General features: G+C 43.4%; 14 protein-coding genes. 7 read left to right on the top strand and 7 right to left on the bottom strand.

Translation table 11 applies throughout. The features are described 5' to 3' along the window. Window positions 1-282: 282 nt before the first annotated feature. From lgt to HWQ38_RS27255, 6 genes are all read left to right on the top strand, one after another. Window positions 283-1,158: a prolipoprotein diacylglyceryl transferase gene (gene lgt, locus HWQ38_RS27280; protein ID WP_292800028.1), complete on the top strand. Its 876-nt coding sequence runs from the start codon at window positions 283-285 to the stop codon at window positions 1,156-1,158. 221 nt (window positions 1,159-1,379) lie between these two features. Next, complete coding sequence (gene cobM / locus HWQ38_RS27275) at window positions 1,380-2,204, top strand: precorrin-4 C(11)-methyltransferase (RefSeq protein ID WP_292800025.1); 825 nt, start codon at window positions 1,380-1,382, stop codon at window positions 2,202-2,204. Window positions 2,205-2,315: 111 nt separating this feature from the next. Beyond that, window positions 2,316-2,669: a phenylpyruvate tautomerase MIF-related protein gene (locus HWQ38_RS27270; protein ID WP_292800022.1), complete on the top strand. Its 354-nt coding sequence runs from the start codon at window positions 2,316-2,318 to the stop codon at window positions 2,667-2,669. A 77-nt stretch (window positions 2,670-2,746) separates the two neighbouring features. Continuing rightward, complete coding sequence (rlmN, locus tag HWQ38_RS27265) at window positions 2,747-3,841, top strand: 23S rRNA (adenine(2503)-C(2))-methyltransferase RlmN (RefSeq protein WP_292800020.1); 1,095 nt, start codon at window positions 2,747-2,749, stop codon at window positions 3,839-3,841. A 125-nt stretch (window positions 3,842-3,966) separates the two neighbouring features. After that, window positions 3,967-4,851: a class I SAM-dependent methyltransferase gene (locus HWQ38_RS27260; RefSeq protein WP_292800017.1), complete on the top strand. Its 885-nt coding sequence runs from the start codon at window positions 3,967-3,969 to the stop codon at window positions 4,849-4,851. Between the two features lie 12 nt (window positions 4,852-4,863). Further along, window positions 4,864-5,334 (top strand): hypothetical protein, encoded by a 471-nt coding sequence (locus tag HWQ38_RS27255; protein ID WP_292800013.1) that lies wholly within the window; start codon window positions 4,864-4,866, stop codon window positions 5,332-5,334. 77 nt (window positions 5,335-5,411) lie between these two features. Here the strand turns inward: HWQ38_RS27255 and HWQ38_RS27250 are convergent, their stop codons facing one another. The 7 genes from HWQ38_RS27250 to HWQ38_RS27220 all read right to left on the bottom strand — a co-directional run bounded on the left by HWQ38_RS27250 (window position 5,412) and on the right by HWQ38_RS27220 (window position 14,235). Beyond that, window positions 5,412-5,591, bottom strand: a complete 180-nt coding sequence (locus HWQ38_RS27250) for a replication restart DNA helicase PriA (protein WP_292800010.1) — start codon at window positions 5,589-5,591, stop codon at window positions 5,412-5,414. A 977-nt stretch (window positions 5,592-6,568) separates the two neighbouring features. After that, complete coding sequence (gene uvrC, locus HWQ38_RS27245; RefSeq protein ID WP_292800007.1) at window positions 6,569-8,446, bottom strand: excinuclease ABC subunit UvrC; 1,878 nt, start codon at window positions 8,444-8,446, stop codon at window positions 6,569-6,571. Between the two features lie 448 nt (window positions 8,447-8,894). Then, the gene (locus HWQ38_RS27240; protein WP_292800004.1) at window positions 8,895-10,106 is read right to left on the bottom strand and encodes an LL-diaminopimelate aminotransferase; all 1,212 of its coding nucleotides are present in this window, start codon (window positions 10,104-10,106) and stop codon (window positions 8,895-8,897) included. An 86-nt stretch (window positions 10,107-10,192) separates the two neighbouring features. Continuing rightward, window positions 10,193-10,528: a co-chaperone YbbN gene (locus tag HWQ38_RS27235; RefSeq protein ID WP_292800081.1), complete on the bottom strand. Its 336-nt coding sequence runs from the start codon at window positions 10,526-10,528 to the stop codon at window positions 10,193-10,195. A gap of 183 nt (window positions 10,529-10,711) precedes the next feature. Continuing rightward, on the bottom strand, window positions 10,712-11,488 hold the full coding sequence (locus HWQ38_RS27230) for a PspA/IM30 family protein (protein WP_292800001.1): 777 nt from the start codon (window positions 11,486-11,488) through the stop codon (window positions 10,712-10,714). Window positions 11,489-11,650: 162 nt separating this feature from the next. Continuing rightward, on the bottom strand, window positions 11,651-12,406 hold the full coding sequence (locus HWQ38_RS27225; protein ID WP_292799998.1) for a PspA/IM30 family protein: 756 nt from the start codon (window positions 12,404-12,406) through the stop codon (window positions 11,651-11,653). Between the two features lie 482 nt (window positions 12,407-12,888). Continuing rightward, window positions 12,889-14,235 (bottom strand): hypothetical protein, encoded by a 1,347-nt coding sequence (locus tag HWQ38_RS27220; protein WP_292799995.1) that lies wholly within the window; start codon window positions 14,233-14,235, stop codon window positions 12,889-12,891. Between the two features lie 168 nt (window positions 14,236-14,403). Here HWQ38_RS27220 and HWQ38_RS27215 point away from each other — a divergent pair, with 168 nt between their 5' ends. Next, window positions 14,404-14,943: a DciA family protein gene (locus HWQ38_RS27215; RefSeq protein WP_292799992.1), complete on the top strand. Its 540-nt coding sequence runs from the start codon at window positions 14,404-14,406 to the stop codon at window positions 14,941-14,943. Window positions 14,944-15,205 lie beyond the last annotated feature (262 nt).

Here is a 15,205-nt window from a genome sequence, read left to right as displayed (position 1 = left end):
GTTGTTTAGGTGATTATATCGAAACCGTTTTGTGTAACTTACTCAAATCTACCATCTTGCGTTCTGGGTAAGGATGCTTTCTTCAATTGTTTTAGTGGTACAAGTTATGCTCAACTAGGCGTTAGGAATTAGACTCCTAAATATGGATACTGGATTTTTACCGACATCTTCACAATTCCATTGTGCTAGATTCAAGCGTAACTTCCCAGTATTCGAGACCCAAGAAACTCCGTACTTAGCAAAGTGCGCGAGTAATTAACGAACTTTTCTAGGTAATTTTTCATGGCACTGGATTTTTCCACCTTGCCCTTGGCATTTCAATTTACTTCTCCAGGACCGATTCTGGTGAAAATAGGGTTTATAACTATCCGTTGGTATGGCTTGTTGATTGCTACAGCAGTGTTAATTGGCGTCATCCTTTCCCAGGAATTGGCAAAGCGCCGTAATGTTAATCCTGAGTTGCTAGGGGATTTATTCTTTTGGTTGTTGATTGGGGCGATTCCTGGCGCACGGCTATATTACGTTTTTTTTGAGTGGTCAAAATATGCCCCAACTCCAGGAAAAATCTTCGCTATCTGGGAAGGAGGTATTGCCATTCACGGAGCAATTCTTGGTGGCGTTTTGGCTGCATTAATCTTTGCTAAAATCAAGCAGGTTTCTTTCTGGCAACTGGCAGATTTAGTAGCGCCTTCGCTGATTTTAGGGCAGGCGATCGGACGTTGGGGCAATTTCTTCAATTCTGAGGCTTTTGGCGACCCTACTGATTTACCTTGGAAGCTGTATATTCCACCAGACCATCGTCCTCTAGAATATGCTAGTTTCGATTACTTTCATCCCACCTTCCTCTACGAATCTCTGTGGGATTTAATGGTGTTTACGCTATTAATAACCTTGTTTTTCCGGTCTTTATCCGGTAAGCCACGCCTGAAGGTAGGCACGCTGTTTCTAGTTTACTGGCCAGCCTACAGCTTAGGACGCTTGTGGATTGAAGGCTTTCGCACTGATAGCTTAATGCTAGGTCCATTACGGATGGCACAAGTAGTCAGTAGTCTAGGAATTTTATTGGGATTAGTCGGATTAGCTTGGCTTTACTTACTTAAACGTCCTTTACCCGATGTAGTTCCTACTCCTAAGGGAAATGGGGAGATGAGGGGATGAGGAAGCAGGGAGATGAGGAGAGTGGGGAGTGAGGGGACAAGGGAGACAAGGGGGACAAGGAGAATAAATAACCAATGCCCTATGCTCAAAAAATAAAAAATGCCCCAGAGTATTCTCTAGGGCTTAACCAGGGTGCATCTACCATTACTCTCTACTAAGGAAAGAGGCTGAATCCGGAAAGATACTGAGAAAATGCCAAAAAAATTTTTGGGGGGATTGCCGTGTGTTCTTTTAAAGGTGAATATACAGAAAACCTGAAGGATAAAAAAACACTATATGCTGTAGAACCATCTGTGTATATTGTGGGAGCAGGCCCTGGAGATCCTGATTTGTTAACGGTGAAGGCGCAGAAACTACTGGCTGCTGCTGATGTGATTTTATTTGCTGATTCTTTAGTACCCGAACAAATTTTAGAAGTTTGCCGAGAAGATGCGGAGATAATTAGAACTGCAAATCAGACTTTAGAAGAGATTTTGCTAATTATGGTCGATAGGGTGCGATCGCAGCATAAATCTCTAGTCCGTCTCCATTCTGGTGATCCTAGTCTCTACAGCGCCATCCATGAGCAAATGCACCTCTTAAGAGAGGCAAATATCCCTTTTGAAGTTATACCTGGGATCAGCGCCTTTCAAGCTGCTGCTGCCAAACTCAAAATAGAACTGACTGTACCCGGTTTAGTCCAAACGATTATTTTGACGCGCATCAGTGGACGTACAGAAGTCCCCGCCACTGAAGAATTAGCCTCTCTGGCGGCACATCAAGCTAGTCTCTGCCTATATCTGAGTGCGCGTCACGTCGAAAATGCCCAAGCTAAACTACTCGAACACTATCCAAGCGAAACCCTGATTGCAATTTGCTTTCGCATCGGCTGGCCTGATGAAAAAATCAGGGTTGTCCCCCTGAATCAAATGGCAGATTGTACTCATAAAGAAAAACTAATTCGTACTACACTTTATATAATCAGTCCAGCACTCTCGACAGCAACAGGGCGATCGCGTTTATATCATCCCGAACATAGTCATCTATTTCGCTCATCTCATCCCTAAATGCTGGGGCATTGGGCATTGGAAAAACTCCCCATTTCCCTAATATTTGTACTCTATACCTCTGTGTTTCAATAAACTTAATCAATGTAAATAAATTCTAATTTCGATGCTATGCCATTAATTAAAGTGCAAACTTCTGCATCTGCTCCTGAAAAAGCTGAAATTGAGTCAATGCTTTTAAACCTATCAGCCAAGTTAGCGAAACATTTGGGAAAACCAGAATCCTATGTAATGACTGCTTTTGAACCGGAAATACCCATGACCTTTGCAGGGAATACAGACCCGGTTTGCTACATTGAGATTAAGAGCATTGGCACGATGAAGCCAGACCAAACCGCAGCAATGAGTCAGGACTTTTGCCAGCAGATTAACCAAACTCTAGGTGTGCCGAAAAATCGCATTTACATAGAATTTGCAGACGCTAAGGGTGCAATGTGGGGCTGGAACGGCGCAACCTTTGGTTAACTCCCCGTCTTCTTTGCTCAACACTAAGTTAATCTGGCAGGGTAAAATAGAGATCCTACATTAACTCTTGATTTTTTATGACTGCTACGCCTCTTGTATCTCAGGTTGACTCGCACAACCCAGAAAAATCAGAATTAATCCCTCCCTTACTAGGTGCCACCGTTACCGAGTTAACTACTTGGGTGCAACAGCAGGGACAACCTGCTTACAGAGGAAAGCAACTGCATGAATGGATCTATGACAAGGGGGTGCGATCGTTATCTGATATTTCTGTCTTCCCCAAGCATTGGCGTGCAGAACTAGCAGAAATTCCCATTGGGCGCTCAATTTTACATTACCGCTCTGTGGCACCCGATAGCACAGTAAAATATCTTTTACGATTAACAGACGGACAAATTATTGAAACTGTTGGTATCCCAACCTTCGCGGAAAGGGGAGAAGGCCCCAAATCCCGTTTGACGGTTTGCGTCTCTACTCAGGTGGGTTGCCCAATGGCGTGTGATTTCTGCGCTACTGGTAAAGGAGGCTACAAACGCAACCTAGCACGGCACGAAATTGTTGATCAGGTGTTGACTGTACAAGAAGATTTTCAGCAACGGGTTAGCAATGTCGTGTTCATGGGACTGGGTGAACCGTTGTTAAATACTGAGAATGTCTTAGCAGCCCTGAAATGCCTGAATCAAGATGTCGGTATTGGGCAGCGATCGCTTACAGTTTCTACAGTTGGAATTCGCGATCGCATCCGTGAGTTCGCGCAAAACCATTTGCAAATCACTCTGGCTGTAAGTCTCCACGCCCCCAACCAAGCACTGCGAGAAAAACTCATCCCCAGCGCCCGCGCCTATCCTCTAGAAGATTTACTAACTGAATGTCGAGAATATGTGGAAATCACTGGTCGCCGCCTGACTTTTGAATATGTTCTCCTTGCTGGTGTTAACGATTTACCAGAACATGCATTAGAACTTTCAAAATGCTTGCGAGGATTCCAAAGTCATGTAAATTTGATTCCCTATAATCCCATTCAAGAGGTAGATTATCAACGCCCTAACCGCGATCGCATTCAAGCATTTGTCAATGTCCTCAAGCAGCAAAATACTGCTGTTAGTGTCCGTTATTCCCGTGGTTTAGAAGCCGATGCTGCTTGCGGACAACTAAGAGCGAGTAAGAATTAAATCTGTTGTACTCAGTAAATTTAATTACTTTGATCTCACAGATACCTGGCAATACTGCTCGGTTCAGGAATTTAAGGGTTCGCTCATGTAGTGAACTGAAACAGGATATTAATAGAGGAATAGCTATGCCAACTTCTTCATATTCAGTTCTCAAACCTTATATTGCTGCTGATTTTAAAGTCGATTTAGATCAAGAAGATATCCTAAATTTTCCTATTCCTACTTCCAGTCCAGCCATCAAAGCAAATAGTTATTACTTTGGGCATCCAGAATGGGCAAAAAACTATTTTGAAAACTGTCATCGTGATCAACTGTTCAAGTCCTGCTGGGAAGCGGCTACGGGCAGTTGGGATCATAAAATTGTTGTAGACATTGGTTGTGGTCCGGGTAATTTGTATGCAACCCTTGGGGGAAAACCACAATTGTTAATTGGTGTAGATATTAGCTATGGAGCATTATCTATGGCTCAACGTCTTGGCTATATACCAGTGCTTGCAGATGCCCACCAACTTCCTTTCATTTCTAATTTTGCTGATATTGTAGTACTTAATGCTACACTCCATCACTGTGACTACATGGATGTCGTGTTGGAGGAAGCAGCGCGTTTAGTGCGTCCAGGCGGCATCCTAATCACAGATCACGACCCTCAGTTGACTGCTTGGAACTTCCAAGGATTAGGTTTGTGGTTATGGAACTTTCGCTTATGGCTATATCGGCTAATCAAACGAGGAGGTCATACTTCAGAAGCAGAGCAAACTTGGGGATTAGCAACTGAGGTTCATCACCGACCTGGGGATGGAGTAACGCCGAAGCTCTACTACAAAATTCTGGAGCCACTTGGCTTTAATGTCAAGGTTTATCCCCACAACCATACCTGTGGTGCAGAAGTATTGCAAGGCAATTACGGTGAATCTGACAAGAAGTATCGCTTCGCTCAATTCTGCTCTGGGATAAATCCTAATTCCCCAGAAGCGGCCTTATCGCTTATGTGTATTGCCACACGCCATTGATCAAATAATTATATGTTGAATCGCTCATTACTGCTTAAATTATGGCTACTATTGATTGTGCTTGCAAAAGCTTTGCCGATCAATTCTCCTGCTTATGCCCAAATAATTCAGACGAATCCTCAGCAACCTGAGTCTTTTCAAGAAAGAATAAGACAACAACAAGAGCAGCAAAATCAGCAAACACAAGAACAATTTCAGGAAACATGGCTTCGTTTACAGCTTCAGCAACCACAACTACAACAACAACAGCTACTACAACAGCAAGAATTTACACGACAACAGCAAGAGCTGATACGCCAGCAACAACTGAGGCTACAACAGGAAGAAACGAGACTACAACAGCAACAATTTACACAAGAGCAACAACTCAGACTACAACAGCAACAACTCAGACAAGATCAAGAACTTAGACAACAGCAACAATTTAGATTAGAACAACAGAGACAACAGCTACAATTCAGGCAACAAAAGGGCAACCTTTAAAGTGTTCCAAATTTCTGAGAAAAAACTTTATGATTAAAAATTGGAGAATGTTTTCTCTAATTTTTAATTTTTATTATCTAGCGGTGTGCGTAAATGCCAGGGGCATAAGCCTCAATGACTTTCCCTGTGCGAGTGCAACTAATCATCAAGTAGTCACAACTTGGGCATTGTGTGCGAGTTAATTGACTATCAAAAATATAATAACGCTCTGCATCACTACCACAATTTGGGCAGTAAATCTTTTGTACTGTCTGCATTTTAAAACTCCTGATTGTAATTATTTTTTACTTAGTAAAGCTACAAGTTAAACCAGGAAAAATTCTGGTTCGACCCAACTTCACAAACTGCTGTAATATTTGGTTGATTATTTTAAACAAAATTTCCGGTTTGAAAATTTTTCGATATCTCTATTTATTATTCTAGAATTAGGTGATTCTACCCTCCTACTTTGGATATATAAATTATTTTTTAATTAAATGCTGCTTAGAGATTTGCTGATCCCTATAATTAATCCCTTGAGAGAGACTTGTTTATAGTTATTTCAGACGGCTACAAAAAAAGCCGTTCTTGTATTCAAAAATTAAAACCCGGAAATTACTGTATCTTTAGTAACAAAATTTTTATCTTAAGATTTAGTTAACAAAGTTTGGGGGTTTAATTCATATACATCTACAGAGAGAGAGCATAGTTTGATGCCTAATTAAAATTACTGTTACAAAACGTAATTGCAAATTCGTTTAATATTTGCTGGCAATATTGATGAAATTACAGCAGTTTTCATGTATTTGAACCACATCTGTCGTAGGGGCACAGAAAAAGCTCATGCGTGTCAACTTAGCGTAAAACCCATGTCCCACAAGGAACTGAAGTTCCTTGCTAATAGCGCAAGTCATCTCAAGATGACTAAATAATCCGAAAAATCTTTAGTCTACTTGAGTAGACTTTAGCTAAAAGCCAAAGAACTTTAGTTCCAGGCGGGCGTGTCAGCCAACAGATAAGCGATTTTTCGCTTAAGTTGACACCAATGAGCATTGCTGTGCCCCTACCGCATGGTCTATTTACCTGAAAATAGCTGTAAATTCTGGTGAGATAATTACTAACATCAAATCAATCTTGGGCTTCGTTGCCATAGAGCCTGGGAATAAATTTTAAAACCTCGTTCCCAGTCGGAGACTGGGAACGAGGTAAATGTGGGTAACGACAAGTATTCAAGGTGAGAGTGGGAGTTGTCACTTTAAGCAGGATGAAAATAGTCGTAAATTTCTTGAGCCAAACGCGGCCCAATTCCTGCTACTTCAGCTAGTTGTGTGGGTGTCGCTTGCCGAATATAATCAACTGAGCGAAAATGCCCTAGTAACTGCTTTTGTCGATGATGTCCTAAACCAGGAATTTCATCTAAACGCGATCGCTTCAATTTATCACTGCGCTGCTGACGATGGAAACTGACTGCAAACCGATGCGCTTCATCCCGCAGTCGCCGCAACAACTGTACCCCTGGTTGTTCTGCATCAGTTATCAGGGGTTGAGATTCTCCCGGTAAAAAAATCTCTTCTCGTTGCTTTGCTAAACTCACAACTCGCAAGTCTTCTAATAAATTCATCTCTTGCAAGATGGCGACAACTGATGATAACTGACCTTTACCACCATCAATCATGATTAAATCAGGCCAATCGGGATTACCCAAACGTAGTAATTGCTGATCTTCCCCATACTTGCGAAACCGTCGCCCAATAACTTCAGCAAGACTGGCAAAATCATCTGAATGTCCTGCTGTCACTGTGGGATTTTTAATTTTGTAGTGACGATAGTGCTGCTTGGCGGGTAATCCGTCGATAAACACAACTTGCGAAGCTACAGCATTTGACCCTTGAATATGGGAAATGTCATAACCTTCGATGCGGTGCGGTACATCTGGTAAATCGAGAATGGTGGCTAAATCTTGCATTGCTTGGTGATTGCGATCGCCAAATTTCTGCATTCTTTGCAATTCATACTGAGCATTTCGCTCTACCATCTCAATTAATTCTGCCTTAGTTTGCCGCAAAGGAGTTAAAATTGTAACTTTTTTACCTTTACGTTGAGTTAAGACATCCGCCAATATTTCTCCATCTGGTAAATCATGCTGCACCAAAATCTCTATGGGTATTTCCACTGAGTCAGCAGTTTGGTAATGTTCCTCTAAAGCTCGTTGTAAAATAGCCCCCGGTTCCGCGTGAGCATCTGCCACAAAGGCCAAACGTCCTACCAATTGGCCAGCGCGAATCTGGAATAGTTGAATACAGGCGTGTTGTTCGTCGGCTGCCAGTGCGATCGCATCCCGCGAAATTGTATCATCTGGTAAGGAAACTTTTTGGTCAGCTGTCAGCGATTTTAATCCAGAAATTTGATCGCGAATTCGTGCTGCTGACTCAAAATTCAAGTCCTGAGCGGCTGCATTCATCTGTTGGGTCAAAATATCCATCAGTTCCTGAGTTCGACCTTGGAAGACCATCGCGATCTTTTGCACAATTTTGCGATATTCTTCTGGTGAAGTCATCTGTTGACAGACACCCGGACAACGCCCTAAATCATAATTTAAGCAAGGACGGTCTTTAAAAAGTGGTTGAGGTCGTTGTCGCTGTGGAAAGATGCGCTTGCAGATGCGGACAATTTCTCGTAATAAACCAGCATCAGTATAAGGCCCATAAAATTTATCCTTTTCTTTGCCAAATTGACGTTTACGGGTAATAAAAATTCGCGGATAATCTTCTGACCAAGTGATGCAGAGATAGGGATATTTTTTATCATCTTTGAGCAGCACGTTAAAGTATGGCTGGTGCTGCTTGATCAAATTGGCTTCTAGCGCTAGTGCTTCGGCTTCAGTATCAGTGACGATGAATTCAATTTCTGTCACCAACTTGACCATCGTGGCGATGCGTTCACTCTTATTGTAGCCATCCCGGAAATAGGAACGGACACGCGATCGCAACTTACGTGATTTACCTATATATATTATGCGATCGCTCTTGTCCCGCATGAAATAAACCCCCGGTTCCGGTGGAATTTCGGCTAGACGGTTTTCCAGTCGTTCTGGTTCTTTAACCAGTGGTAATATTTCAGTAGATATTGTCACAATCCAAATTAGGTAATCTTTATCTATTTTAAGAAAAATTATTTTTTCCTGCCGATTTAACTTTTTCAGCAGAAGTCCTACATCTCACTTTTCGGAGTGTGGGACGCCAGACGAGTTTTCATGTATTTGAACCACATCTGTCGTAGGGGCACAAAAAAAGCTCATTGGTGTCAACTTCAGCTTGAAATAGCCTCTCTCATAGCTTTGTCACCCGCCTGGGAATGAATTCCTTTGGCTTTTAGCTCAAGTCTACTGAAGTAGACTAAGGATTTGGAGAGATATTTAGTCATCTTCAGATGACTTTTGCTATGAGCAAGGAACTTCAGTTCCTTGCGGAACATGGGTTATACGTTAAGTTGACACGTATGCACAAGTATGCGCCCCTACCACGTGTTGCATCCGTAGACTTTGCCGCCAAAAATCTTTGGCGTTCAGCTGCAGAAGAAATTCATTGAAGGAACTGGGCAATTCTTTCTACAGCAGTTTCTAACAAAGGTGGCTCATGCACCAAGGCAAAACGGACATACCCTTCTCCAGATTTGCCAAAACCCGCACCTGGGGAAGCGGCTACACCAGTTTGTTTGACTAGCTGGGTACAAAATTCTATGGAGTTTTGACTCCAAGCTGAGGGCAATTTTGCCCAAATGTACATTGTGGCTTGGGGAATGGGAACGTTCCAGCCAATACGGTGTAAAGCACTGATAAAAGCATCACGCCGCCCCTGGAAGGTAGCGACAGCAGATTTTACCCCCGATTGAGAACCAGTTAGGGCAGCGATCGCCCCATTCAAAATCCCCCGATATTGATTAAAATCAACTGCGGCTTTTACCTGGCGTAAGGCGTTAATTAACTGGGCATTACCGATGGCGTAGCCAATGCGGAAGCCGCCCATATTGTAGGACTTGGAAAGGGTGAAAAATTCAATCGAGACGCTTTTCTCACGATCAGCTTGCAGAATTGAAGGGACTAGGGATTTTGAATTGTCAGAAGAATCTGCCCACTCTCTAGTTTCCCCAAATACCAAATCTACGTAGGGGAAATCGTGAACTAGGACGAGATTGTGTTGTTGACAGAAGGCGACAGCTTCTTGAAAGAAAGATAAAGGTGCGATCGCGGCTGTGGGATTATGAGGATAACTTAATACCATCATCCGCGACTGAGCCAACACTGGGGCAGGAATATCAGCAAACACTGGTAAAAAAGCGTTTTCTGCCCGGAGTGGCATTGGGTAGATTTGACCACTAGCGAGGTAGACTCCCCCGGCGTGAGAGGGATAACCTGGATCGAGCAACAGGGCAAAATCTCCGGGATTGAGTATTGCTAAAGGTAAATGGGCGGTACCTTCTTGAGAACCAATCAGAGGTAGTACTTCAGTTTCGGGATCAACTTTGATGCCAAATTTTTGTTCATACCACTTGGCTGCGGCTTGGCGAAATCCAAGGGTACCATTAAACAACAAATAACCGTGGGTACTGCGATCGTGAAGAGACTGGGCGATCGCCTCAATGATATGTGCCTCGGCTGGTAAATCAGAAGACCCCAACGACAAATCAATTACCTCTCGTCCAGCTGCCAAAGCGACTGCTTTCGCTCTGTCCATATCAGCAAATACATTAGATTGCAGGGGCTGTAAACGCTTTGCAAATTGTATATTAGTCATTTGTCCTTTCTCCCCGTCCCTTGCGTGTCTCTCTTTGCCTTTTGTCATTAGTCATTTGCTAATGACTAATGACTAATGACTAATGACTAATTACTATTTAAGTGCGTATCTAGGAGAGCGAGTAATTTATCTTTGCCGATAACTCCCTCAGTGGATATCAAAACTTCCTGGCCAAGAAATAGTCTGAGGGCGGGTACACCTTCTACTTGGTACTGCTTAACAGTCAGGGGGTTGGGGTCAATTTCCATTTTAACGACTTTGAGGCGATCGCTATATTCGATAGCAGCTGAAGCGATCGCGGGCGACATCAATTGACAAGGCCCACACCAGTCAGCCCAAAAGTAAACTAATACAGGCTGCTCGGCTTTTAACACTTCGGTTTCAAACTCAGCATCAGTTATGGTGATTACAGCCTTACTCATTGCAGTCTCCATCAGGTGGCGATCAAACTTGGCACACACAATACTTTATCCCAAAGTCGTCAATAGTCCATAATCAATAATTCCTAGTTATTAGGACTGTTAACTATTAGACTATTGACTAATGACGTAAAATCCCACAACCAACAGGCGTGGGACTAGCTTAAAATTTGTTTTCTGTCAATTTTACAGTTGATCCAATTGCTTGCGTAAGGAATCCAACTCGGCATCAACTACCTCATTAGACTTAGGAGCAGGGGTTTGTTGTTGCGGTGGTAGTTTGGGTTGATTTTGGGGAGTAGCGGGTGGTAACATTTGCGCTTTCAAAGCTGCCAATTCATCATCAACATCGCTACCACCTTCCAACTGGGCAAATTGGGTTTCTAAATCTGCACCTGCTAACTCTCCTAGCGCCTGGGCGCGGGATTCTTGGATCAAGACTTTTTCTTCCATCCGCTCGAAGGCAGACATTGCACTGCTGGTATTCATCCCACTTACCATGCCTTGGAGTTGTTCTTGGGCTTTGGCAGTGGTGATTCTGGCTCTGAGCATTTCTTTCTTGGTCTTAGCCTCAGAAATTTTGCTTTCCAGCTGCATTAAGTTGCGCTTCAGGGTTTCAACTTGAGTGCTTTGTGTATCTAAACTACCTTTGAGGGCGGCGCTGGTGTCCGTATAAGTTTTCTTGCGCTCTAGAGCTTGTCGTGCTAAATTTTCATCACCTTTTTGCAGCGCTAGTTGGGCATTGCGTTGCCACTTATTGATTTCATTTTGGGCATCATTATACTGTTTTTCACTGCGTTTTTGGGCGGCGATCGTCTGGGCTACTCCCTGACGCAGCTGTACCAAGTCTTCCTGCATTTCCAGGATGGCTTGTTCTAGCATTTTTTCTGGGTCTTCGGCTTTGTTAACCAGGTCGTTGAGGTTAGAACTAACTACTCGCTTAATGCGATCGAATAATCCCATAACTTTGTTTTTCCTTGTCTGGTTTACGCTTTTTGTTGGACAGTTAGCTTTTTTACTTTTTAATAGCTACCTATTTAAATGTAATCTTTCCGCTTTGAATCAGTACCTCCTAACAACTCTTAATTGTTAAGATATCTCCAAAGTGGGGTGATTAGCCGAACTTCAAGAATCCTGAGTTTTGGGTAACTGCTGTTGGGGAGGCGGCGCTGGCTTCTGGTTCTCCTCAGTCAGGAGACTGTTGTGCTGTGTGTTTTCTGGCTGGTTTAAAACCTGCACCTTCATCGCTGCCAATTCCTCATCTACATCATTAGTAGATTCCAAAGAAGTAAATTGTGTTTCCAAGTCGTTGCCACTGAGTTGAGCGATTGCTTCTGATTTAGCTTCTATCTGCAAAACTTTTTCTTCCATCCGCTCAAAAGCACTCAGACTGCTGGTAGGAGAAACTCCGCCGAGCATTTCTTGGAGGCGATAAGACGCTTCGGCAGAACGGGCGCGAGCAATATACATATCTTTTTTAGTTTTTGCCTCGCCAATTTTTAACTCTAGCGATCGCATATCCTTTTTTAGCCTAGCGACTATCTCGTTTTGCTGCTCTATCTGGGAGAAGAGGGCTGTAGTGGTTTCTTTATAAGCTTGGCGCTTAGTTAAAGCTTCGCGTGCTAGAGGTTCGTTGCCTTGTTGCAGGGCTAATTGGGCGCGGCGATACCATTCTTCTGTTTGAGACTGAGCCGCCCCCGCCTGTCGTTCGGTGCGTTTTTGGGTAGCGATCGCTTGAGCAACCCCCTGCCGCAACCGCACTAGATTTTCCTGCATCTCCAGGACAGTTTGCTCCAAAATCTTTTCTGGATCTTCTGCACCACCGATCAAACTATTGAGATTAGCGCGAATCACCCGCAGGATACGCTTGATAAATTCCATGTCCGCTCTCCATTCACGAAACAGCCAGGGTTATTTTATTGTCCCCTAGTCCGCCAGGGAATAAATTCCCCATCTCACAGCTAAACTCAGTTAAAACCGACTATCAATAAGCTTTTGAGTCCGTTTTAACTTAAATCTTGCACCAGTTCCGACAACCGCCTAGTAATTTATTACTAGGCTAATAGCGAAAGTCATCTTTAGATGACTGAGAAAAGATTTCAATCCATTTCAATGGACTTTCGGTATAAGAAACAGAAATTTATTTCCGGGCGGGCGATGGTACTAATCGAGAATGGTGCAAGATATCATGTTAGTTAAAACGGACTTGGACTTATAAGAAAAGGAAATTTATTTCCCGGCAGGTTATACCAAGAATAAAATAGCCCTGACTACTCAGCACTCCTAACTCCTGTACAGACGCGATTAATCGCGTCTCTCCTAACTCCTAACTCTTATCTGATGGTATCGTAAATTTTTCTAACTCATGGCTGCTGAACCCGTGCGTTAATTCCCTTTCCCTGTAACAGTTGCATCTGTTGTTTTACTTGCGCTTTAGTTTTAAAAGCACCCAGATAAATCAATTCTTTGTTGGCTGATAAATAAGCATCGGGAACTACTCGCCGTACTGAAGCTAAAGCCGCGCCATTATTGTCTATCACTACATGATAAAATCCATCTGTTGCTGGTTTGATTTCTGGATTCAGCTTTGGTGAGGTTGCGATCGGCGTGGGCGAGGTTGTTGCCGTTGAAGTGGTAGGCAAAGGCTGTACCGTCGGTACTGGTGCTGAAGCGATCGGATTTGTCGGTTTTAGGGCTGTCTTGGGGCTAGGCAATCCCGCTTGAGGATTTGCGGGATTTTGGGGAACGACTGGATTAGGCACTACTGCGAGAGTTGGTTGGACTTTGGGTTGTAAGCCAACTACATCATTAGGATCTCTCACCTCAGGAAACTCTTGGGCAGCTAGATTAGGATACTTGGGTATAGAACTGTTTGGTGGCTGGATTTGAGGTTCGAGATTATTCCCAACTTCCTGAGTATTTTCTGGTGCGGCAGATGAGTTACCGTTAAACAACTTGCCTAAATTCCATTGTGGCAAGCTTTTGGGATTGAACACTACATAACCCAAGGTAAGACTGGCCACTAATAGCAGCAACATAGAGCCGATACCCAAAGGTGATAGTAGACTGTCGTTATAATTGTTTGATTTCTTGGTTTCTGGTGATTCTTCTTTCAGACTTCGCAGCAGTGCTTCACTAGATTCTAAATAGTCATCTGGCTGCTTAGGAGTGTCATCTAGCTGCAAGAGATTTTCGCTCTTAGTATCTTTAACGACTGCTGGCACGATGCTGCTAGTAAGGTTGGGCGGGGGTGGTGGTAGTGGAGTTTCTGTTTTAGCAGAATCTGAGATGGAGGGCACATTGAGATTATTCAGTTCCTCAGTATTTGCCGTAGCTGGCGCTGGGTTGATATCAGGATTCACAGCTACAGATGCAGGTGGCACATCAATTTTTGCCGTAGCTGGCGCTGGGGTTGCCTGATGATTCACACGTACAGATACAGGCGGCACATTAGTTTTAATTTCCGTTACTGATGACTGAGTTGTGTCGGATGTTCTCGGAATGCCAGTCAACGGCTGGGTTTGACTGCTCATGTAACTTGTAACACGAGGCTGGTTCGATGACACCAAACCAGTTCGCGTGCGTCGGTATCGAGTTAACTCTTGATCTAGCGGCACCTCTAAACTTGCTAGTGCTGCTGCTAGTGCTGGTTTCAATCCAGGTGTTTTAGAGGATTGAGTACCGGAATGGTTCAGGGGATTTTGAGTCATTGCCTCTGTGCCTCAAACATAGACTGCTGGAATTAACTTTAGATATATTTGTGACAATAGTAACGGAAATTATAAAGACTGGGCATTGGGCATTGGGCATTGGTTATTCTCCCCCATCTCCCCCATCTCCCCCATCTCCCCCATCTCCCTCACTCCCCACTTTTAACGATGTCATTGAAATCAATTAATGATATTTTAGGTGTTCTAGAAAAGCAGGCTAAATGGCAAGAGCAACCATTTCAACTTCTGCTGAAGTTTTGGGCAGAAGTTGTTGGCCCAGTAGTTGCGGTACATACTCAACCATTGTCGATTCAGCGCGATGTTTTGTGGGTAGCAACTTCTAGTGCTGCTTGGGCGCAAAACCTGACTTTTGGTCGCTCGTCTCTGCTTTTAAAGTTGAATAAAAAACTGCCAACGCCTTTGGTTGATATTCGCTTCTCTACTGCTAGCTGGCAGAATCCATCTGTAGAGAGAAAACAGCAACAAACAGTTTCGCCCGATGAGCATCCCAGTTATCTTGGTGATGAAATTAGCCGCCCTGATGTTACACCCACTAAGGATGTGAATACTGCTTTTGGACATTGGACGAAGATCATGCGATCGCGATCGCATGGCTTACCCCTTTGTCCCCAGTGTGAATGTCCCACCCCGCCCGGCGAACTCCAACGCTGGGCAGTCTGTTCTGTCTGTGCTGCTAAACAGTTTTGAAGCTCAACAGACATCTCTCAACCCTTGCTTTGGGTGTCGCCGTGAATCACGGTAGTTGACCATTGCTTTGAACGTTAACTAAAGCGGTTGGGTGGCACGACGCAGAGTATATTGGGCATAGGGCTAATAACTAAAGTCAGTTTTAACGAACTATAACTTTTTGGTTCTTCAGTACTTGTTATGCTAAATTATTAGTTACAAATTCAAAAGGATATTAAAAATTGTATTAAAAAATTACTAAAAGCATTGCAATTATTGACAT

The sequence above is a fragment of the Nostoc sp. NMS7 genome, from assembly GCF_017115085.1.
Classification (GTDB): domain Bacteria; phylum Cyanobacteriota; class Cyanobacteriia; order Cyanobacteriales; family Nostocaceae; genus Nostoc.
Note: the sequence above shows the minus strand (reverse complement) of the source record. Positions and strands in the feature narration are given on the sequence as shown.

Bases quoted from the DNA above. Each gene is read 5' to 3' on its own strand.
- HWQ38_RS27225 (WP_292799998.1), bottom strand. From the start codon at position 12,406: ATGGAATTTATCAAGCGTATCCTGCGGGTGATTCGCGCTAATCTCAAT.
- rlmN (WP_292800020.1), top strand. From the start codon at position 2,747: ATGACTGCTACGCCTCTTGTATCTCAGGTTGACTCGCACAACCCAGAA.
- HWQ38_RS27250 (WP_292800010.1), bottom strand. From the start codon at position 5,591: ATGCAGACAGTACAAAAGATTTACTGCCCAAATTGTGGTAGTGATGCA.
- HWQ38_RS27220 (WP_292799995.1), bottom strand. From the start codon at position 14,235: ATGACTCAAAATCCCCTGAACCATTCCGGTACTCAATCCTCTAAAACA.
- HWQ38_RS27270 (WP_292800022.1), top strand. From the start codon at position 2,316: ATGCCATTAATTAAAGTGCAAACTTCTGCATCTGCTCCTGAAAAAGCT.
- lgt (WP_292800028.1), top strand. From the start codon at position 283: ATGGCACTGGATTTTTCCACCTTGCCCTTGGCATTTCAATTTACTTCT.
- HWQ38_RS27260 (WP_292800017.1), top strand. From the start codon at position 3,967: ATGCCAACTTCTTCATATTCAGTTCTCAAACCTTATATTGCTGCTGAT.
- HWQ38_RS27255 (WP_292800013.1), top strand. From the start codon at position 4,864: ATGTTGAATCGCTCATTACTGCTTAAATTATGGCTACTATTGATTGTG.
- HWQ38_RS27235 (WP_292800081.1), bottom strand. From the start codon at position 10,528: ATGAGTAAGGCTGTAATCACCATAACTGATGCTGAGTTTGAAACCGAA.
- HWQ38_RS27230 (WP_292800001.1), bottom strand. From the start codon at position 11,488: ATGGGATTATTCGATCGCATTAAGCGAGTAGTTAGTTCTAACCTCAAC.
- HWQ38_RS27240 (WP_292800004.1), bottom strand. From the start codon at position 10,106: ATGACTAATATACAATTTGCAAAGCGTTTACAGCCCCTGCAATCTAAT.
- HWQ38_RS27215 (WP_292799992.1), top strand. From the start codon at position 14,404: ATGTCATTGAAATCAATTAATGATATTTTAGGTGTTCTAGAAAAGCAG.